Source organism: Pseudomonadota bacterium, assembly GCA_030860485.1.
Taxonomy (GTDB): Bacteria; Pseudomonadota; Gammaproteobacteria; order JACCXJ01; family JACCXJ01; genus JACCXJ01.
Genome location: JALZID010000009.1, coordinates 1 through 15,213, shown reverse-complemented (window position 1 = coordinate 15,213; position 15,213 = coordinate 1). Strand labels below are relative to the sequence as shown.

Here is a 15,213-nt window from a genome sequence, read left to right as displayed (position 1 = left end):
GATGATCCCCTCAAAAAGGCCGATCTAGATCCCTGATGCTGCTCCAAAATCGGCCTGGATAGTGAAATCCCTTGTAACATGCCGCGGCAGTATAGGCTTTCATCACAATTTTTAGAGGCTCCCTTATCTCGCCAGCTCTTATCGTTTACCGTACTCTAGGCGCTCCCCCTTACGTTGCGCGTAGAGATACGTCTCCAAGGCGCGCATCTCGGCGGAATCGGGCTCGAGCTTTCGACCTCGCACCGGGTTTTCGATGCACCAGTTGATCGCGTCTCGGAACAGCGCGACCCGCCCTAGCTGGTGCTGAAATTTCGGGTAGGTCTCGGGATGGGTATTCGACCCATCCGGATGGCACATATCGCAGGACACGGCGATCGTGCTCTTCAGCCGATCCCCGCTGTGAAAGATGCGCGAGCCTTCCACGGCCTCCTTGTAGGTCTCGTGCTGCCAGACCTTCACGTCCTCTCGGGTGATGGACCCAGAGGTCGCCCCCTGACCTTTGCCGATAAGACCATCGTTGGGGGCCGGGGGCAGCACCTTGTGCTTGGCCAGCTCCTCCGCCATCCAGTCGGGTCCTTCGCCGCGGCGCTTCCATTGCGCCATGGCGGCATCATCGATCCGGTCCTGCTCGGTGGGGGATGGGGCCTGCGCGCCTTTCGGCGTCACGTCGCTCACTGCTTCTGCGCCCCCCTCCCGGTAGGTCGCGAGCAGCACCACGAGCGTGGCGAAAACGAGGGGCTTCATCGTTCGCATTTTCATATCGTCTCCAAACGCTTGCCAACTGATCAATAAAATAAACACTCGATCAATAACTCTTGAGATTGGGGGTCAGCGGCCCGGCGGTCTTGCCGCCGCTCGCCAGGTAAGCGCTGGCGACCTGGATCGGATTGCGATTCCACAGGTTGTAGAGCTTATCGACCAGACCATCCGGGTTGACGCGCACCGAGCCATCCCCCAGCGCGTCGTTGGGATTGAAGGGATCGGCCCGGTTCATCTGCACGGTGAGGGCGGGGAGCCCCTCCGGCGCATACGGCCACGGCCAGGCAGTCGACAGCATGCCGTGGAAGTGTATGTTGCCGATGCGATTGGTCAGGAGCTGATGGGTATGGCCATGCACCACCGCCACCCGGCTAAAACGGGCCAGGATCGCCTGTACGTCCTCGGCGTCGTCGGTCCAGAAGTTCCATGGGCGATAGTACTTGTACAGGGGGGAGTGTGAGAACACGATGATCGGGGCATCATTGGAATAGGCCCGGAGGTCGTTGTCGAGCCAGCTGCGCTGCTCTGTCCCGACCTTGAAGCGACTCTGGATCCCGTTGTCGAGCCCCGCCACCGTCTGCATGCGCTGCGCCGGCGTCATGCCGCGCTCGGTCCAGAAGTCATCCTCCATCACACTGTGGAGCACGACGAAGTGCACTCCCTTGTGATCGAAGGAGTAGGTAGGCTGCCCGAACAGCCCGCGCCATTTCTCGCCCATGTCCAGGAACCAGTCGTGCTCGCCCACCATCATCCTGACCGGGGCCTTGAGGTTTTTCAGGATCTGGGCGCCGAGCTCGAGCTCCAGGGGTTGCCCCAGTTGCGCGAGATCGCCGCCATAGAGCACGAAATCCGGCTGCGGCGCCAGGTGGTTGATATCGTCGACGGCACGCAGCAACTGCCGCACGAAGCGGTCGTTGAGATCGCGTTTATAGAGGTGTGAGTCGGAAATATACGCGAAGGTGAAGTCCGCCGTGCTGCCGCTCGCGGCGTGGGCCACCCGAACCGGCTGGAAGCTGTGGAAGTTGAACGCTACGCCCTGGGCCAGCGCGGCCGCGGCGGCGGCCGCGGACAGCTTGAGGAAGCTCCGGCGGTCGAGGTTCTTCAAGCCGCGCATCAACGCATCGCGCTCTTCGTAGTATCTCGTCTCAACGCTCTTGATGGTTGCTCGTTTCATGCTCTTCTCTCCACACTCATCGGACCCTGCCCATGACCCGCTCCTCGAACGGGAATACCTCACGTTCGGCCATCGCCGTGTCCCGGAAGCGGCGCTCGGTGCCGGCCAGCTTGCGTTGTTCCTTGAGGGCGCGCTGGTTTTGTTCGTCGAACCGTGCATCGGTCAGCGCAAACATGAATTCCACCATGGCATCGATCTCCTCTTCATTCAGGGCCAACGGTTCGATGCCGCCGGCCAGAAACGGATTCGGCTCCCCGCCCTTGTTGTAGTGATCCATCACATCCCACAGGGTATTCATGGATCCGTCATGCATGTAGGGCGCGGTCAGGGCGATATTGCGCAACTGCATGGTCTTGAAGGCGCCGATGTCGGCGCGGTCCTTCGTGACCAGGAACCGACCGAGCTCCGACAGATCGGTCTGCAGGGCCAAACGGTCGACCGCCTGCATGTCCCCCTTCTGTCCCAGGGCTTCGACCGCCTGGCGCGCTAGGGCCTCGAAATTCTGCTTGCGCGCCGACACCCCGACGTTGTGAAATCGGTGGTCGGTACCGATGGGATTCGAGGGGTTCAACTGGTGACAGCTCATGCAACGCCCCTTGCCGTTGAAGAGCACCCAGCCGCGCGCGGCCTCTTCCGAGATGGCCTCCGTGTCGCCCGCCAGGAAGCGGTCGAAGGGGGCATCGAGAAACACCAAGGTGCGCTCGAAGGCGGCGATGGCCCGCCCCAGGTCCTCATAGTTCGGGAGACGTCCATAGGCAAAGGAGAACATCTCTTTGTATGCGGGATCGTCGGCGATCGCCGCGAGCGCCCCCTGCTCGTTCGGGTGCGCCATCTCGATCGGGTTGAGGATGGGTAATTTCGCCTGTGCCTCGAGGCTCGGGGCGCGACCGTCGAGAAACAGGCTTTGCATCAGAAAGGCGTTCATCGTGGTCGGGGCGTTGCGCTTGCCCAGGGCATCGCCGACACCTTCCGACACCGGGCGCTGGTCGGTGAAGCCGCGACTGACGTCATGGCAGGTCGCGCAGGCCACCGTGCCGTCTTTGGACAAGCGGGTATCGAAGTACAGCTTCTTGCCGAGTGCCACCCGTTCCGGCGTCATGGGGTTGTCGGCAGGAACGACGACCTGTTGCCAGGTATGCGGATCGATACCAGGCGGGGGCCGGGTCGGGTCGTGCTCGCGAAGCAGGCTATCGAGGAGGGCCGTCTGCGCGCCCATATCGAGGGCGCCGTGGGCCCCCCGCGGCCCGCCGGAACCCTGCCACACCGCATCACAAGCCCCCAACAGGGGAAGTACCACGGTAAGTATCACAAAAGCCGTCGGATTTCCCATTCTTCGGTACTGCATTGCCGATCCCCCTCAGGCGGATTAGTCACACGATAGGCGAGCGCCCACGTCATGGCCCTCCGTCTCTGCCTCGTGGTCACTCTCCAGGGTGTCCGAGGTTAGACACCGATCCACTTGCTCCATGATCTAGTATAGTGCGCCCTTTCGAGTTTTTGATTTCTCGCCGTTCTGTTCATGGCAGAATCGCAGATGCGGCGCTGCAATGGACGGCTCAGCGCCTTCCTTGCAGTGCAGCAGCAGCGGCACACCTCGCGCGTGGGGGAAGCGGGCCCCCGGGGATACCCAGGTGGCATGAACATCAGGCCGCTGCTATCATGACGCGACCACCCCGGCCCCCGATCGGGCCCGGAACCGGCGCCACGAGCGCCCGAGAATGAACGAAAAAAGCGGGCATGACACAGAACTTACGCACCTGGCTCCTCGGCACGGTGGCGATCGTCGTCGCGGGGGTGGTGGTGGGCCGGCTGTTCCTCGGCGAGCCGGAGATCGCGGCACCCGGGATCACGCCCGCAGAGGCCAAGGGCTACTTCGGACTCCTGCCGCAGGTGGCGGACAACCCGCAGAACCCGGTCACACCCGCGAAGGTCGAGCTCGGCAAGGCGCTGTTCTTCGAACCCAGGCTATCCAAGAGCAGCTTCATCGCCTGTGCCTCGTGCCATCACCTCGCGAGCGGCGGTGGAGACGGGCTGGCCACCTCGATCGGCCATCGCTGGCAGATCGGGGGTCGTAACGCACCAACCGTCTTAAACGCCGCGCTGCACGTGGCCCAGTTTTGGGACGGAAGGGCGGCCGATGTGGAGGAGCAGGCGGGCAAGCCCATCTCGAGCCCCGGCGGGATGGCCTCCTCCGAGACGCTCGTGCTCAAGCGCCTGCGCAGCATCCCGGCTTATCCGGAGCGCTTCCGGGCCGCCTTCCCCGACGACGCCGAGCCCTTGAGCTATGCCAACGTGGCGCGAGCCATCGCCGCCTTCGAGCGCACCTTGATCACCCCGGGGCGCCTGGACCGCTTCCTCGCCGGTGACGCTACGGCCTTGACCCCCGAAGAACACGCGGGGCTCGACAAGTTCGTCGCGGTCGGCTGCACCGGGTGCCACAACGGCGCGGCCTTGGGCGGCGGGTCGTTCCAGAAGTTCGGTGTCGTTCGGGCACCCGAGGGGCTCGCCGACCCGGGCCGCTTCGAGGTCACCAAGAACGAGGCCGATCGCTTTGTGTTCAAGGTCCCGAGCCTGCGCAACATCGCCTTGACCGCGCCGTATTTCCACGACGGCTCCGTGTGGACCATCGAGGAGGCCGTGCAGATCATGGCCGACACCCAACTCGGGACCAAGCTGAGCCTCGCGGACGCCGCCAGCGTCGCGACCTTCTTGAGGAGCCTCGATGCCGATCCGCCGCTCACGGTGACCTTGCCGCAGCTTCCGGCATCGACCCCCACGACGCCGCGTCCAGAGCCCAATTAATCGAAAAAACTAATAGTTGAATTGTAAAAAGGTCGGGGCACGTGACCCCGAAACTCCTCCGTTCCGGACGTTCACGAGGTATCAAAGCCCCTCGCGAGCCGGATTTGAAGAACATGCTTATTTCGAGTCGACTCCAATGCTTGCCACTACCGTAAATCTGTTCAATACCTACCGCGGCATTTTCGTCCTGGAAAAGGGCCCGCAGCATCTTCCAACTTCGTATGCTCTCCTCGTCACCATGCTGTGCGCCTACACGCTGGCGCGCTTCGGCGTGGAGCAGTTCGAAGTTGATCTCGGCCCCGCTTTCTTGATGGCTCTGATCGACACCGCCATGTCGTCGGGGATTATCCTCGCCGTCCTATGGGCGCGCGGGGTCGCCCACCGCGCCCCACAGATGCTGACGGCCTTCGCCGGCATCGGTGCGGGGTTCGGCTTCGCCATGGTCGTGGCGCTCGGCATGATCAGCATCGGGAACGTAATCGGCGTGCCCCTGGTACAAGGCTTCTTCAATGTAGTCACCTTCCCGTTCATCCTCGTCAACGTGATCATCAACGGCCATCTGTTCCGGGCGACCGTGTCGGTCACCCTGGCCGTCGGAGTCATCATGGCCCTGGTCCTGACGTTCCTGGTGGTCAACGTCACCAATCGCTTCGACCCGCACTTCGTGCGCGCACCGCAAGAGGCCGGGCAGGTGACGCCGTCGCCGCAGATGTCAACACCGCGGTGATCCGCGGTGATCTCAACGCTTGTGAAACAATCGTCGCAAGCCCGCCGAGGACGCAACGCGAGATCCCGAGCGCCGTAGATTCGTTCACAAACTGCCGGCAACCACATCAACCGAGAAGGCCACCAACCTAACCCTTTCGTCCGATGTGTCGGTCGAGGCCAAGGCCAAGGGCGCCGGTGGCATCGAGAGCCTACGCAACGACGGCACCGTTCGGAACAGCAGGCATCTGAATGCCCTTTGGGTAGGTCCGCCGATGGGGTCAACGAGGAGGCGCTGAATGGAGCCCACCTCGGTGACCAAGGCGATGATCCACGCTCGTGTGCCTCTTCATGAGCGTCGGTGTCGGCCATGTGGTGGCCCGGCGGCGGATCCCGGGCCGCGATCTGGTCGAAGGCTCTCCTGACCTTGCCGCTTGTCATGCCGCCCACGGTGCTCGGCTATTAGCGTTGCACGTGGTGCACGCCGCCTGTCTTAGACACCGACCCGCGTTGTGCCCTTCACTCACTCGCGAATGACAGTGCCTACAGACTCTCCGGCCAGAGCACGGGAGAGGTTGCCGGGTACGAGGCCGTTCACGATGCGAACGCTTCGGGCCAGCTTAGCCCGGGTCAGCAACTCCAAGACGGAGGGCTCGATGGGAAGAGTGGGAAGGGTCCTGCGGACCAGTTCCTTGGCGCGGATCTCCGGAATCAGTTCTGCGTGGGAGTCGCTTTTTGGGTCGGCGGTGTACAGGCCGTCAACGTCCTTCAGGAAGATCACGCTGCGTGCTCCGAAGACCTCGGCAACCAAATAGGAGCCGGCATCACTGCCGTGGGGCGGCAACTTGCCCACGGACGGCGGATGCTCCCACAGCGAATAGGGCGGGATACCGTTGAACACGGCGCCTCGCGCCGCGGCCAGCATGGCGGGAAGCAGTTGCACGACAAACGGCGCTTCCAGATACACAAAGCCGTGCTTGGCCAAGAGGCAGGAAACCATGTAGGCGTTTTGCGCGGCATCTTTGGCGCTCAGCGCCGCAAGAGCACCGGTGGGAAGACCCAGATCGAGGCCAACTGAAAAAATGTGTCTCGAGCGCACGCCTGCCCCGACGCCGACGATCATCTGGTGCTGCGGCTGGTTGGCGACGATCTCGTTCAGCAAAGGCAAGAGCGCGGAGCGGCCGCGGTCCATAATGGAGCGTCCACCGATCTGGATCACGTTCGCGTCCGCCAGAATGGCGGAAACCTGCGACTCGGTTCGGGCCAGCAGGTTCTTGTCAACCAACGATTCCCGCATCAGGCGTGACTGCACATGTTGGGCGCCGGGTCGATCCAGGCTCATTTCGCGCCTCCGTCCTGGTAAATGACGGTGCCTACCGGCTCGCCGTCGAGGGCTGCAGTCAGTTGGCCGGGCTTGAGCCCGTTGATGAATTGAATTTCCCTGATATGGCGGGCTCGCACCATGAATTCCAGCACCGCGCGTTCCACGATCAGATCGTCCAGATCTCGGGCCAGCAGCTCTTGCACGCTAATGCGCGGGATGTAGTTGCTGCCGGGGTCTTTCTTCGGGTCGGCGGTATAGAGCCCGTCTTCATCCTTCACGTAGATCATCTTGCGCGCGCCAAAGACCTCCGCGATGAGGAAGCATCCCGTATCGGTGCGCTGCGGCGGAATGCGGCCCTTCACCGGGTTTGGCTCCCAAAGCTTGTAAGGAGGCATGCCCTGGCAGACCACCGCGTTGCGCTCCATCAAATAATGAGGCAGAGTGCCAAACCCTTCCGGCTCGACAAACGGAATTCCATGTTGCGCCAGCAAATAATGGAGCATCTGGGCGTTCTGCCAGGCCACCGCCGTGCCCAGCACCGTGAGAACGCCCGTGGGGAGGCCGAGATCAATGGCCAGGCTGTAGATGTGGCGGGCGCGAGTACCGGCTCCCGTCCCCAGGATCATCTTGTGCCGGCCAAGATTGGCGACGATCTCTTCCACTAATGGATAAACTGCGGCCCGGCCGCGATCGATGATGCTCTGGCCGCCGATCTTGACCACGTTGACCCAGGGCAGGATAGTGTAGTTTGGTGTGGCCTCGGTCGCCTGCATCAGCGCCGCGTCGTTGAGCGAGCTGTTCAGCAGTTGCCTGCCGAGCCCGGAAATCAGGGTATGGTCATCTATTTCCGTCATCGATAGTTCCTGGCTGCTGAGTTAGCCTCTAGTGGCAAGGACCGCAAGTTAAAAGTGAAATACGTTGAGCTCAAAACTGTGCTCCTCTCGAAAGGCGGCATCGAACGAACCAAAGGTCTTTTCTGCCCAGGCGCTCAGTTTCTGCAATGCCTCGTCCTGGACCGCATCAGGCAGTGCGGCGAAGCGCGCGCCGGTGCGGTGACGAACGAGAAATTCTCGCGGGGTGGGGTTTCGCTCCCATGTGGCCGCCCGCAGATGGAGCCGGAGAGCCGCGCAGGATCCCAGCCATGCCAGCGCCTGGTCACGGAATTGTTTTGCCTGATGCTGTTCGACACCCATTGCTTCGAGGATGGCCGCCAGCCGTTTCTTCAGTCGCGCATCAACGCCGGCCGCCGGCGCCACCCGGTGTCCCACTACCACCGCTCCCCCGGGCCGCAGGACGCGCCGGGCTTCGCTAAGAAGCCCTCGCCAATTTCCGGCGCCGCTCAACACCTGCATGAGCATCACAATATCAAAAGCGCCGTCGCGAAACGGCAACTGTTGTCCGTCGGCCTGCGCCAGACAAGGGGTGCGGGTGGTCAGCAGAAACTCCTGCAGCATTCCCAAAGAAGAGTCGACGCCAACGTAAAAGTCGTTGGCCGCCACGAAGGCTTTGCCGATCCGGCCGGTTCCAGCTCCCAGGTCCAGCACGCGCGCGGGTGGTGGCTTTCGCGTAGCCTGCAATATGGCCGAACGAATGGCCTCCGGTACGCCCCGGGGCAGCGCGCGGTAGCGTTCGAAGGTGGGCGCGACAGCGTCAAAGGTGGAGATCATATTTTTCAGCGATAACCTTCCGCCTGAAGCCGGAAGAGCTCGGCATAGAGACCGTCGCGGGCCATCAGTTGAGTGTGCGTTCCCTCTTCCAGGATGCCGCCTTGCTCAAGCACAACGACGCGGTCTGCCATGCGCACGGTGGAGAAGCGGTGCGAGATCAGCAGGACCATCTGTCCTGACACCAGCTCCGCGAACCGGTTGAAGGTTTCATACTCGGCGCGCGCATCGAGCGCCGCTGTCGGTTCGTCCAAAATCATTATCTGCGCGCTGCGAATGTAAGCGCGGGCCAGCGCGATCTTTTGCCACTCGCCTCCGGAAAGCTCGATGCCTCCCGCGAAACGGCGGCCCAGTATTTGCCGGTATCCGAGGGGAAGATGCCGCACCAATTCGGCCGCTTGCGATTTTTCCGCGGCGGCTGCGATAGCGTTGTCGCTGGAGAAGTTGTCGGCGCCAAGAGCAGTGTAATCATGACTGCTTGATAGCTCCGCCAGGCCGTCAAGGTACTGCTGCACCTGGTTGATCTGGCCCACGCCAACGTTTTCGTCGAAGCGCAGATCGTAGTGTACAAAGTCCTGAAAGATGACGCCGATCGCACGGCGCAGCGATTCGAGCTCGTATTCGCGCAGGTCCACGCCATCGAGCAGTATCCGTCCTTCCGTGGGATCGTAGAGCCGGGCCAGAAGCTTGGTCAGTGTAGTCTTGCCGGCCGCGTTCGCACCCACGAGCGCAATCTTCTCGCCGCGACCGATGTGAAGATTCACATGCCGGAGTGCCCACGTGTCGCTGCCCGGATACCGGAAGCCGATGTCCTCGAAATCCAACCCTTGGCGAATGGGGGCGGGCACCGGTCGCGCGCCGGGCACAGACACGATGGTGGGTTGCATCTGGAAGAAATCGAATAGGTCTCGGATGTAGAGGCCCTGCTCGTAGATGTTGCCGGCAGTGAACAGGACTCGTTCCGTCAGAGCGCGGCTGCGGGCGAACGCGGCAGCCAGAAATGTGAGCGTGCCAATGCTGATGATCCCGTAAAATCCGCGCCACAGGATGATGGCGTACGCCGCATAATATCCAAGTGTGCCCAAAAGCGAAAGCCCGGTCGCGGCGACTCCCTTACGCAGCGCCAGCCGCTTGTTCTCTTCATAAAACCGGTGGGCGAGCATTCGGTACCGTCCCAGCAGCCACTCACCGAGCCCAAGTATCTGAACCTCTTTGGCCGTCTTATCGCCGGCGCAGAGGGAGCGCAGATACTCCAACTGCCGCCGTTCGGGCGTCCGGCGATACAGCAAAGAATACTCCAGAGAGCTGAAGTGCGTTTCGCCCAGGAAGCCCGGCAACACCGCTGCCAGCAAGAGCGCCAAGAGCCAAGGACTGTACACGAAAACGGCCGCCGCCAGGGAAGCCAGGGTCAGCAAGTCTTGACCCACCGAAAGCAACTGCGGGAGCAAGCCGATCCGGCCCGTGGTCTGGCGCTGCGCCCGCTCCAGTTGATCGTAAAACGCGGGGTCTTCGAAATGGCGCAGATCGAGCGTGGCGGCGTGGCGTATGAGCTTCTCGCTGATATGGTTGGAGCAAAGGTCGCCGAAGAGACCTTCGACCGCCGTTGACGCTTTGGCCAGCACCTCGCCGGTAGCGACGATGATCAACTCCAGCCCCACCAGGAGCCACAGCTGGGAAAGGTCCGGTTGTCCCGTGCGCGCCGCCACCACCGTGTCGATGATCAACTTGGCGACCCACAGGGTGGCGATGGGCACACCGGCGCGCAGCAGGCGCAGAGCCACGGTAGCGCCTGCGTATCCCCGATGTGTCTCCCACACCAGACGAAGAAACTCGGGGATCGAGCGCAGCGCAGGAAACCATTCCCGCCACGTGGGCACACGACGGCCCCGAGGCCCTGGCGCGAGTCCCGGCGCCGCCCTCACGGCGGCGCCGTGATCCGCTGATTTCTGATCAGGCCCTCTTCAGCCGGTCCTGGTGAGCCGCTTTGTGATCTGCTAATAGTGCCTGAGTCCGATGGTTCCTTTCGTGGGTCCTACTGTGCGGTCGTAAACCTCGACGAATTGCATCATTCCGACGTCCTCGTGCGCCAGGATGTGGCAGTGCTGCACGAATACTCCGGGGAAATCAGGAAAGTGGCTGCGCATCTTGAAGTAGCCGGGGATCTTGACGGAACACCACTGCTTGTTGCCTTTGGATGTACAAGCGTTACCTCTAGAATCAGGGCACCGATATTTACCTTCAGCAGATTTGTCCTGAATACACTGAACCGCGGGGTCGAGCAAACCCGCGTCGCGGGCCGCAGGTATTGCCCGGACGTCCCACCAGACGAACGGCGGCGTAAGCTTGAGCTTATCGCAGTCATTGCGAACTCTCCAGGTGTCCGGGTTTGTGGGGTCAGCGTAGCAAGGGTTAGGCGCAGCTTCCGTAGGCTTCCTAGTAGCTTCCGCATTATTGGGATCGAAAACCTCTACCACCTGGAATGGATTGATGTGGATGTGAAATGGGTGCGCTATGCCGACGGCCGTGTTGGACACCTTCCACTCTTCGACGCTATTTAGAACCATCCTTTGCTTGATTTGGTCGTCGAACAGCTTGCCGTCGATGGTGTGCGTCGGCAGCACAGGATCGGGACCTGTTAGGGGTCCGCGCAGGTAGGCGGCGGAGGTTGTGAAGCCCGGCGTAGTGTCATAGGCGATGTTTTTCCTTTTTCCAGGGTCCTCCACTTCTGGAATGTTGTCGAGGAAATCTGGGAATGTAGGGAAGCTCTTCTCGTCGATGAATACCATAGCCGGTGCAATGGGCGTGCCCTCAACCTTCACCGTCAGCAAAGTGACCTCCCGTACTCTGGTTCCATTACCTTTGGTAGTCGGACTCTCACTCGTCGACTCCCATACCGTCAGGTTGTAGCTGCCTGCCGTACTCGGCGCCTTGACCAGCAAATCCACCCGGTTTCCCCCGGCCATGTTGAACCTCGCGTTCGCCTTACCGACATTTTCGTAGTTAGCCGGAGCGAACTGCACCCCATCCTGCGCCGTCTGCCGCCAGTCCACACAGGGCGCCTCCGGGCTGCTGCCCGTCGGACTGCTACATGAGGTGGGGGTGGTGGGGTCTGTTTGTCGGACGAAGCCCATGAATTGCACAAAGCTGCGATAGGCTGCATTCGCGATACGCCACATCTGGACCTGGCCCGGCCGCATGGTGATGACCGGCTCGCGCCGGCCATTCACGGACAAGAAAGGCGGGCCGGAGCGCGTCGCGCTCAACAGGCTGAGCGACGTTGACAGTTGTTGGATCACGAGTACTTTTTCCTCCAGCCCCGGGTCCGCATTCGTTTTATCGTAAAAAGCTCGCAGCCCGTCGTCATACGGGCCTTCGATGATGAAGGCACCGGCCAGACCATTGGCGACATTCAGAGCCGTCGAGCCGTGTACGTGGGCGTGGTACCAATGGGTGCCGGGGGCCTGACCCATCTTGACCCTGGGCATGGGCAACGTGGGCGCGTCGTAGTCCGGTAGCCGAAAGCAATAGGGAAAGGCGCCAACGGAATATTGCGGCCATCTTTCGGCTTTGATCGCTGCTTCGTTTTTCGGCCACAGATGCAGTGCGGTCGGCAGACTCGCGTTTTGCCCATGGTACGGCGCGGTTGCATCGTACAGCTTGAGGAGACGTTCCTGGTCCGCTCGCCAAAGTGGCGGAAGTTGTTCCCATTCCGTCGGCGAGCCGGTATTCTCGCAGTCGCCGAACATCTTGGCAAAATTCTCCTTGACGACAGCATCCGTAGGTTGGATTTGGGGTTCGCTTTTGCCCTCGACGCTGACCCTCAAAGCAGGGCGGATGTAGAGCAGCACGTTGTCCCCGGTCGTACTGGGCGTCGTGTGAGTGCCGTGGAAGTGGAGGTTCGAGGTGCTGGAACCGTGCACGCAATTGGGCATACTGTCATTTCGCGGGTAGACGTTAACCTTGATGGTGTTGCTTGCGTTGTTCGGATCCGGCAGGGTGCCGGTCGCTACATCGCAATCTCCTCTGTCCAGCGTCGTGGGAAAATTCTTCGTGTCGACGTGGTTCCTGAAGCTGATTTGAATCAGATCGCCGATCCGGGCCCGCAACGTCGGCCCGGGAATGGGCTCTCCAGGGTAAGGCGAGGCTGTTGGAGGTGGATCGGGCGCATTCCAGTCTGCTACTTTCCAGCCATTTAAATACCTCAGACGCTGCCGCAGACAACGCCCGTCCCTAGATGTCGTACTCGGCCCAGGCTTACGAACCCACATACTGCGAAACTCATCGCTCAACATGAGGACCGCTTTCAGCTCCTTCCCCTCCTTTTCACTCGTGAGCTCAGGGATCGTAGGGAGCTCGCGTCCGATATCACAGTTAGGCGTTGTTGGCGTTTGTGCTTGCGCCGGAGATACGAGAATGATCGCGGTGAGGAGAACCACCGGCGCGACCCAAAAGGCTTCAAGTCGACGGCTCACCAGGCCCACAGCCGCTCGTCCCGTTCGCCGATCATTGCCTCGGGCATTGTCTTGCTTATTCACAGCATCACACGCTTTCATATAGGCTCCCCTCGCGGCGTTGTGCCGATGTCTGTCGTTGATGAATCGACCTGCCCGGACGGGCGCTATGACGCTGGGTTCACCACGATCGTCCCTGCTTCGCTGCAGGGCGGTTCGCGATGGAGAGAGCAGACATATACGAGCGTCTCTGCTACGCCCGGTGCAAAAGTGGCGGAGCTATCACCCCCCGCGATCTGATTCTCCATGAAGAAGGTCTCGTCTATTGATCCATCGGGCTTCTTCAGGCCAGGCCAATGGGGTTGAGCGTCATTATTGGTCCAGAAGATCTGGTCTCCTACCTCGACGTCTAGCGGTGAAGGGTCGAACCTTACTTTTAGCGGTGAAGGGTGGAAGCTTAGTCGCCTCTCTAGGGCGGCCCACACATCCTGCGCAGGAGGCAATTTTACCGTGTCTGGGCTGACCCCGCCGTTGATATTAATCTGCATCTGAGCAGCCATCAGTACATCCCTCCTTGCCCCCGTTTTTCAGTGGGAGCAAAGTTTTCTGCCGTGGTGGATTGATATGGGTGTGACCACGCGGTGACGGTCCGCGGGCCTTGAGCCGGGAGTTGAAAAACCACTCGAACCAATAGCCCATCAACGGTAGCAAATCAAACGCCATTAAAGGACTCGAGCTCCGCGAGAAGCGCGACCAGGGTCCGGGCGACATCGGTGATCCAATACGCCGCGGTGCCTGTCACCCCGCCGCCAGACTTCCCAGATGGAATAACCGCCTAAACCAAGCTCTAAGACAGCATCTACAGGATCTGCCCCAAATTGGCTATAGTCAATGGAAGCGGTTGCTTGGTTGTACCATTGCCTGATCGGATATCTCCAGTTGTAAGATGCGCGGTTCGTGTTTCGTCTGCTAGGGGAAGCTTGTAATAACGCTCACTCACCATGGCTTTAATGGCGCCGTCCGACGACAACTGGGAGTTCCTCGACCAACTTGAGCGAGAGATTCGAGACGCCGTTCTCGGGAATGTGGGGACGCTCGAATCGTTTCGCCTGCGACCGAAGGACGCCTCCCTCATTGCCAAAGAGTCCGACCCGTACTTTTAAACCAACGGCTTTACCCAACTTACCCAATTAGCACATCTACGTCGAGCTCATGATCGACGGAGCGCCGAGTAAGGCGTTTAGTGGGGTGACGATGGGGTCAGAGGAAGCTTTGGATGGCGCCGCGATACACCGTAGATGACATGGCAGATGCTCCGCTCGCGTGCAACCATGGCATCCGACAGGGATTGCTCCTTACGCCATTGCTCTTGATGGGACGCCGAATCCGACGCCGGCCAGCACGATACCGAGCGCTAGATGCAGGAAGTTGTCGGCGGGATTGATCGCCAGCAGGCTTGCCGTAGGGCGGGTGCTACAAATCCGAGGGCGGTGACGAGCAGGTAGACGACACCAAACCCCTGGTTGTAGTACCTCGCCCACTGGCCGCCTGCGTAGAAGCCGGCTGCTAAACCGAGAACGCCTGATAACAGGTGCACGACGTTGTGCAGGGCGTTGACGCCGAAGATGAACAGCATTCCTCCGGTGAGGAAGCCGGCCACCCCTACGAGGGTCAGGACCGCTCCGATAACCTGTGCGAGTAGTTGCTGTGGATCTCTTATCATTGGATACCTCTTCCATTACACGAATTTCGGTTCATGTGTTTGAGCGGCTGGCGCCAAGGGCGTGCCACAGCCGCCGCAGAACTTCTCGACCGGCTCGTTGGAGAGCCAGTTCTTGGATGCAACGCTGGGTGAAAACAACAAGGGGCCAGGGCCGCGCGCCCTGACCCCTTGTTGATTTTGGTTGCGGGGGAACGAGCTACCGGACTGCTCCACCCCGTGGGGCCAGCGAAAACCCTACCCTACGGGCCTGGGCGTGTCAAGGCCGAGGCGGCCGGCGGCGGTCGCGTCGCGCACGACGCGGTCGGTCTTGGTTCGGCTCGAAGCGGCCGGTCCGCGGGAGGTGCCAGAGGACGCGCCAGGCGGCGGGCGTGGCGAGGAGCCAGTAGGTCTGGCAGCGGAATGTGACCCAGAACTCCTCGCGGAACGTCGTCCACCGGAGGGCGAGCTCGCCCTCGGCCCCCATGAGGGGGGACCGTAAGGGTCGGGGGTGCGGGTCATGGGGAGGTTGGACCCGCAGCAGATGATATAGCCCGCGTTGTACCAGTCCGCGGCCTCCGGGACATCGGTCTGCTCGCCCCAGGTCTGCGGGGAGGAGGGCGGCAGATCGGCGT

12 protein-coding genes are annotated in these 15,213 nt (G+C 61.4%); 2 read left to right on the top strand and 10 right to left on the bottom strand.

The window, feature by feature from the left end; translation table 11 throughout:
- Nucleotides 1-138: 138 nt before the first annotated feature.
- The 3 genes from M3461_00300 to M3461_00290 form a co-directional block, all read right to left on the bottom strand.
- The gene (locus M3461_00300; GenBank protein MDQ3772930.1) at nucleotides 139-744 is read right to left on the bottom strand and encodes a hypothetical protein; all 606 of its coding nucleotides are present in this window, start codon (nucleotides 742-744) and stop codon (nucleotides 139-141) included.
- A gap of 61 nt (nucleotides 745-805) precedes the next feature.
- The gene (locus M3461_00295; GenBank protein ID MDQ3772929.1) at nucleotides 806-1,933 is read right to left on the bottom strand and encodes a metallophosphoesterase; all 1,128 of its coding nucleotides are present in this window, start codon (nucleotides 1,931-1,933) and stop codon (nucleotides 806-808) included.
- Nucleotides 1,934-1,949: 16 nt separating this feature from the next.
- Nucleotides 1,950-3,149: a cytochrome-c peroxidase gene (locus M3461_00290; GenBank protein MDQ3772928.1), complete on the bottom strand. Its 1,200-nt coding sequence runs from the start codon at nucleotides 3,147-3,149 to the stop codon at nucleotides 1,950-1,952.
- Between the two features lie 521 nt (nucleotides 3,150-3,670).
- Between M3461_00290 and M3461_00285 the strand changes: the two genes are divergently transcribed.
- On the top strand, nucleotides 3,671-4,735 hold the full coding sequence (locus M3461_00285; protein MDQ3772927.1) for a cytochrome-c peroxidase: 1,065 nt from the start codon (nucleotides 3,671-3,673) through the stop codon (nucleotides 4,733-4,735).
- Between the two features lie 136 nt (nucleotides 4,736-4,871).
- Nucleotides 4,872-5,462 carry a hypothetical protein gene (locus tag M3461_00280; protein MDQ3772926.1) on the top strand — a complete coding sequence of 197 codons (591 nt, stop codon included), beginning with the start codon at nucleotides 4,872-4,874 and terminating at the stop codon, nucleotides 5,460-5,462.
- A 501-nt stretch (nucleotides 5,463-5,963) separates the two neighbouring features.
- On the opposite strand, the gene M3461_00275 is transcribed toward M3461_00280, so the two are convergent.
- The 7 genes from M3461_00275 to M3461_00245 all read right to left on the bottom strand — a co-directional run.
- Nucleotides 5,964-6,782, bottom strand: coding sequence for a uridine kinase (locus M3461_00275; GenBank protein MDQ3772925.1), 819 nt, complete (start codon nucleotides 6,780-6,782; stop codon nucleotides 5,964-5,966).
- Nucleotides 6,779-7,618 carry a uridine kinase gene (locus tag M3461_00270; GenBank protein MDQ3772924.1) on the bottom strand — a complete coding sequence of 280 codons (840 nt, stop codon included), beginning with the start codon at nucleotides 7,616-7,618 and terminating at the stop codon, nucleotides 6,779-6,781. Before M3461_00270 ends, M3461_00275 begins: the two co-directional genes overlap by 4 nt.
- A gap of 48 nt (nucleotides 7,619-7,666) precedes the next feature.
- Entirely contained in the window at nucleotides 7,667-8,431 is a 765-nt protein-coding gene (locus tag M3461_00265; protein ID MDQ3772923.1) for a class I SAM-dependent methyltransferase, read from the bottom strand.
- Between the two features lie 5 nt (nucleotides 8,432-8,436).
- On the bottom strand, nucleotides 8,437-10,350 hold the full coding sequence (locus M3461_00260) for an ABC transporter ATP-binding protein/permease (protein MDQ3772922.1): 1,914 nt from the start codon (nucleotides 10,348-10,350) through the stop codon (nucleotides 8,437-8,439).
- A 72-nt stretch (nucleotides 10,351-10,422) separates the two neighbouring features.
- Nucleotides 10,423-12,534, bottom strand: coding sequence for a multicopper oxidase domain-containing protein (locus M3461_00255; protein MDQ3772921.1), 2,112 nt, complete (start codon nucleotides 12,532-12,534; stop codon nucleotides 10,423-10,425).
- A gap of 1,759 nt (nucleotides 12,535-14,293) precedes the next feature.
- A complete protein-coding gene (locus M3461_00250; GenBank protein ID MDQ3772920.1) occupies nucleotides 14,294-14,602 on the bottom strand; it encodes a DUF4383 domain-containing protein in 309 nt (102 codons plus the stop codon).
- Between the two features lie 256 nt (nucleotides 14,603-14,858).
- Nucleotides 14,859-15,213 (bottom strand): hypothetical protein (locus M3461_00245; GenBank protein ID MDQ3772919.1); only part of this gene is annotated, 355 nt, incomplete at its 5' end.

Bases quoted from the DNA above. Each gene is read 5' to 3' on its own strand.
- M3461_00300 (MDQ3772930.1), bottom strand. From the start codon at position 744: ATGAAGCCCCTCGTTTTCGCCACGCTCGTGGTGCTGCTCGCGACCTAC.
- M3461_00295 (MDQ3772929.1), bottom strand. From the start codon at position 1,933: ATGAAACGAGCAACCATCAAGAGCGTTGAGACGAGATACTACGAAGAG.
- M3461_00290 (MDQ3772928.1), bottom strand. From the start codon at position 3,149: ATGGGCGCGCAGACGGCCCTCCTCGATAGCCTGCTTCGCGAGCACGAC.
- M3461_00285 (MDQ3772927.1), top strand. From the start codon at position 3,671: ATGACACAGAACTTACGCACCTGGCTCCTCGGCACGGTGGCGATCGTC.
- M3461_00280 (MDQ3772926.1), top strand. From the start codon at position 4,872: ATGCTTGCCACTACCGTAAATCTGTTCAATACCTACCGCGGCATTTTC.
- M3461_00275 (MDQ3772925.1), bottom strand. From the start codon at position 6,782: ATGAGCCTGGATCGACCCGGCGCCCAACATGTGCAGTCACGCCTGATG.
- M3461_00270 (MDQ3772924.1), bottom strand. From the start codon at position 7,618: ATGACGGAAATAGATGACCATACCCTGATTTCCGGGCTCGGCAGGCAA.
- M3461_00265 (MDQ3772923.1), bottom strand. From the start codon at position 8,431: ATGATCTCCACCTTTGACGCTGTCGCGCCCACCTTCGAACGCTACCGC.
- M3461_00250 (MDQ3772920.1), bottom strand. From the start codon at position 14,602: ATGATAAGAGATCCACAGCAACTACTCGCACAGGTTATCGGAGCGGTC.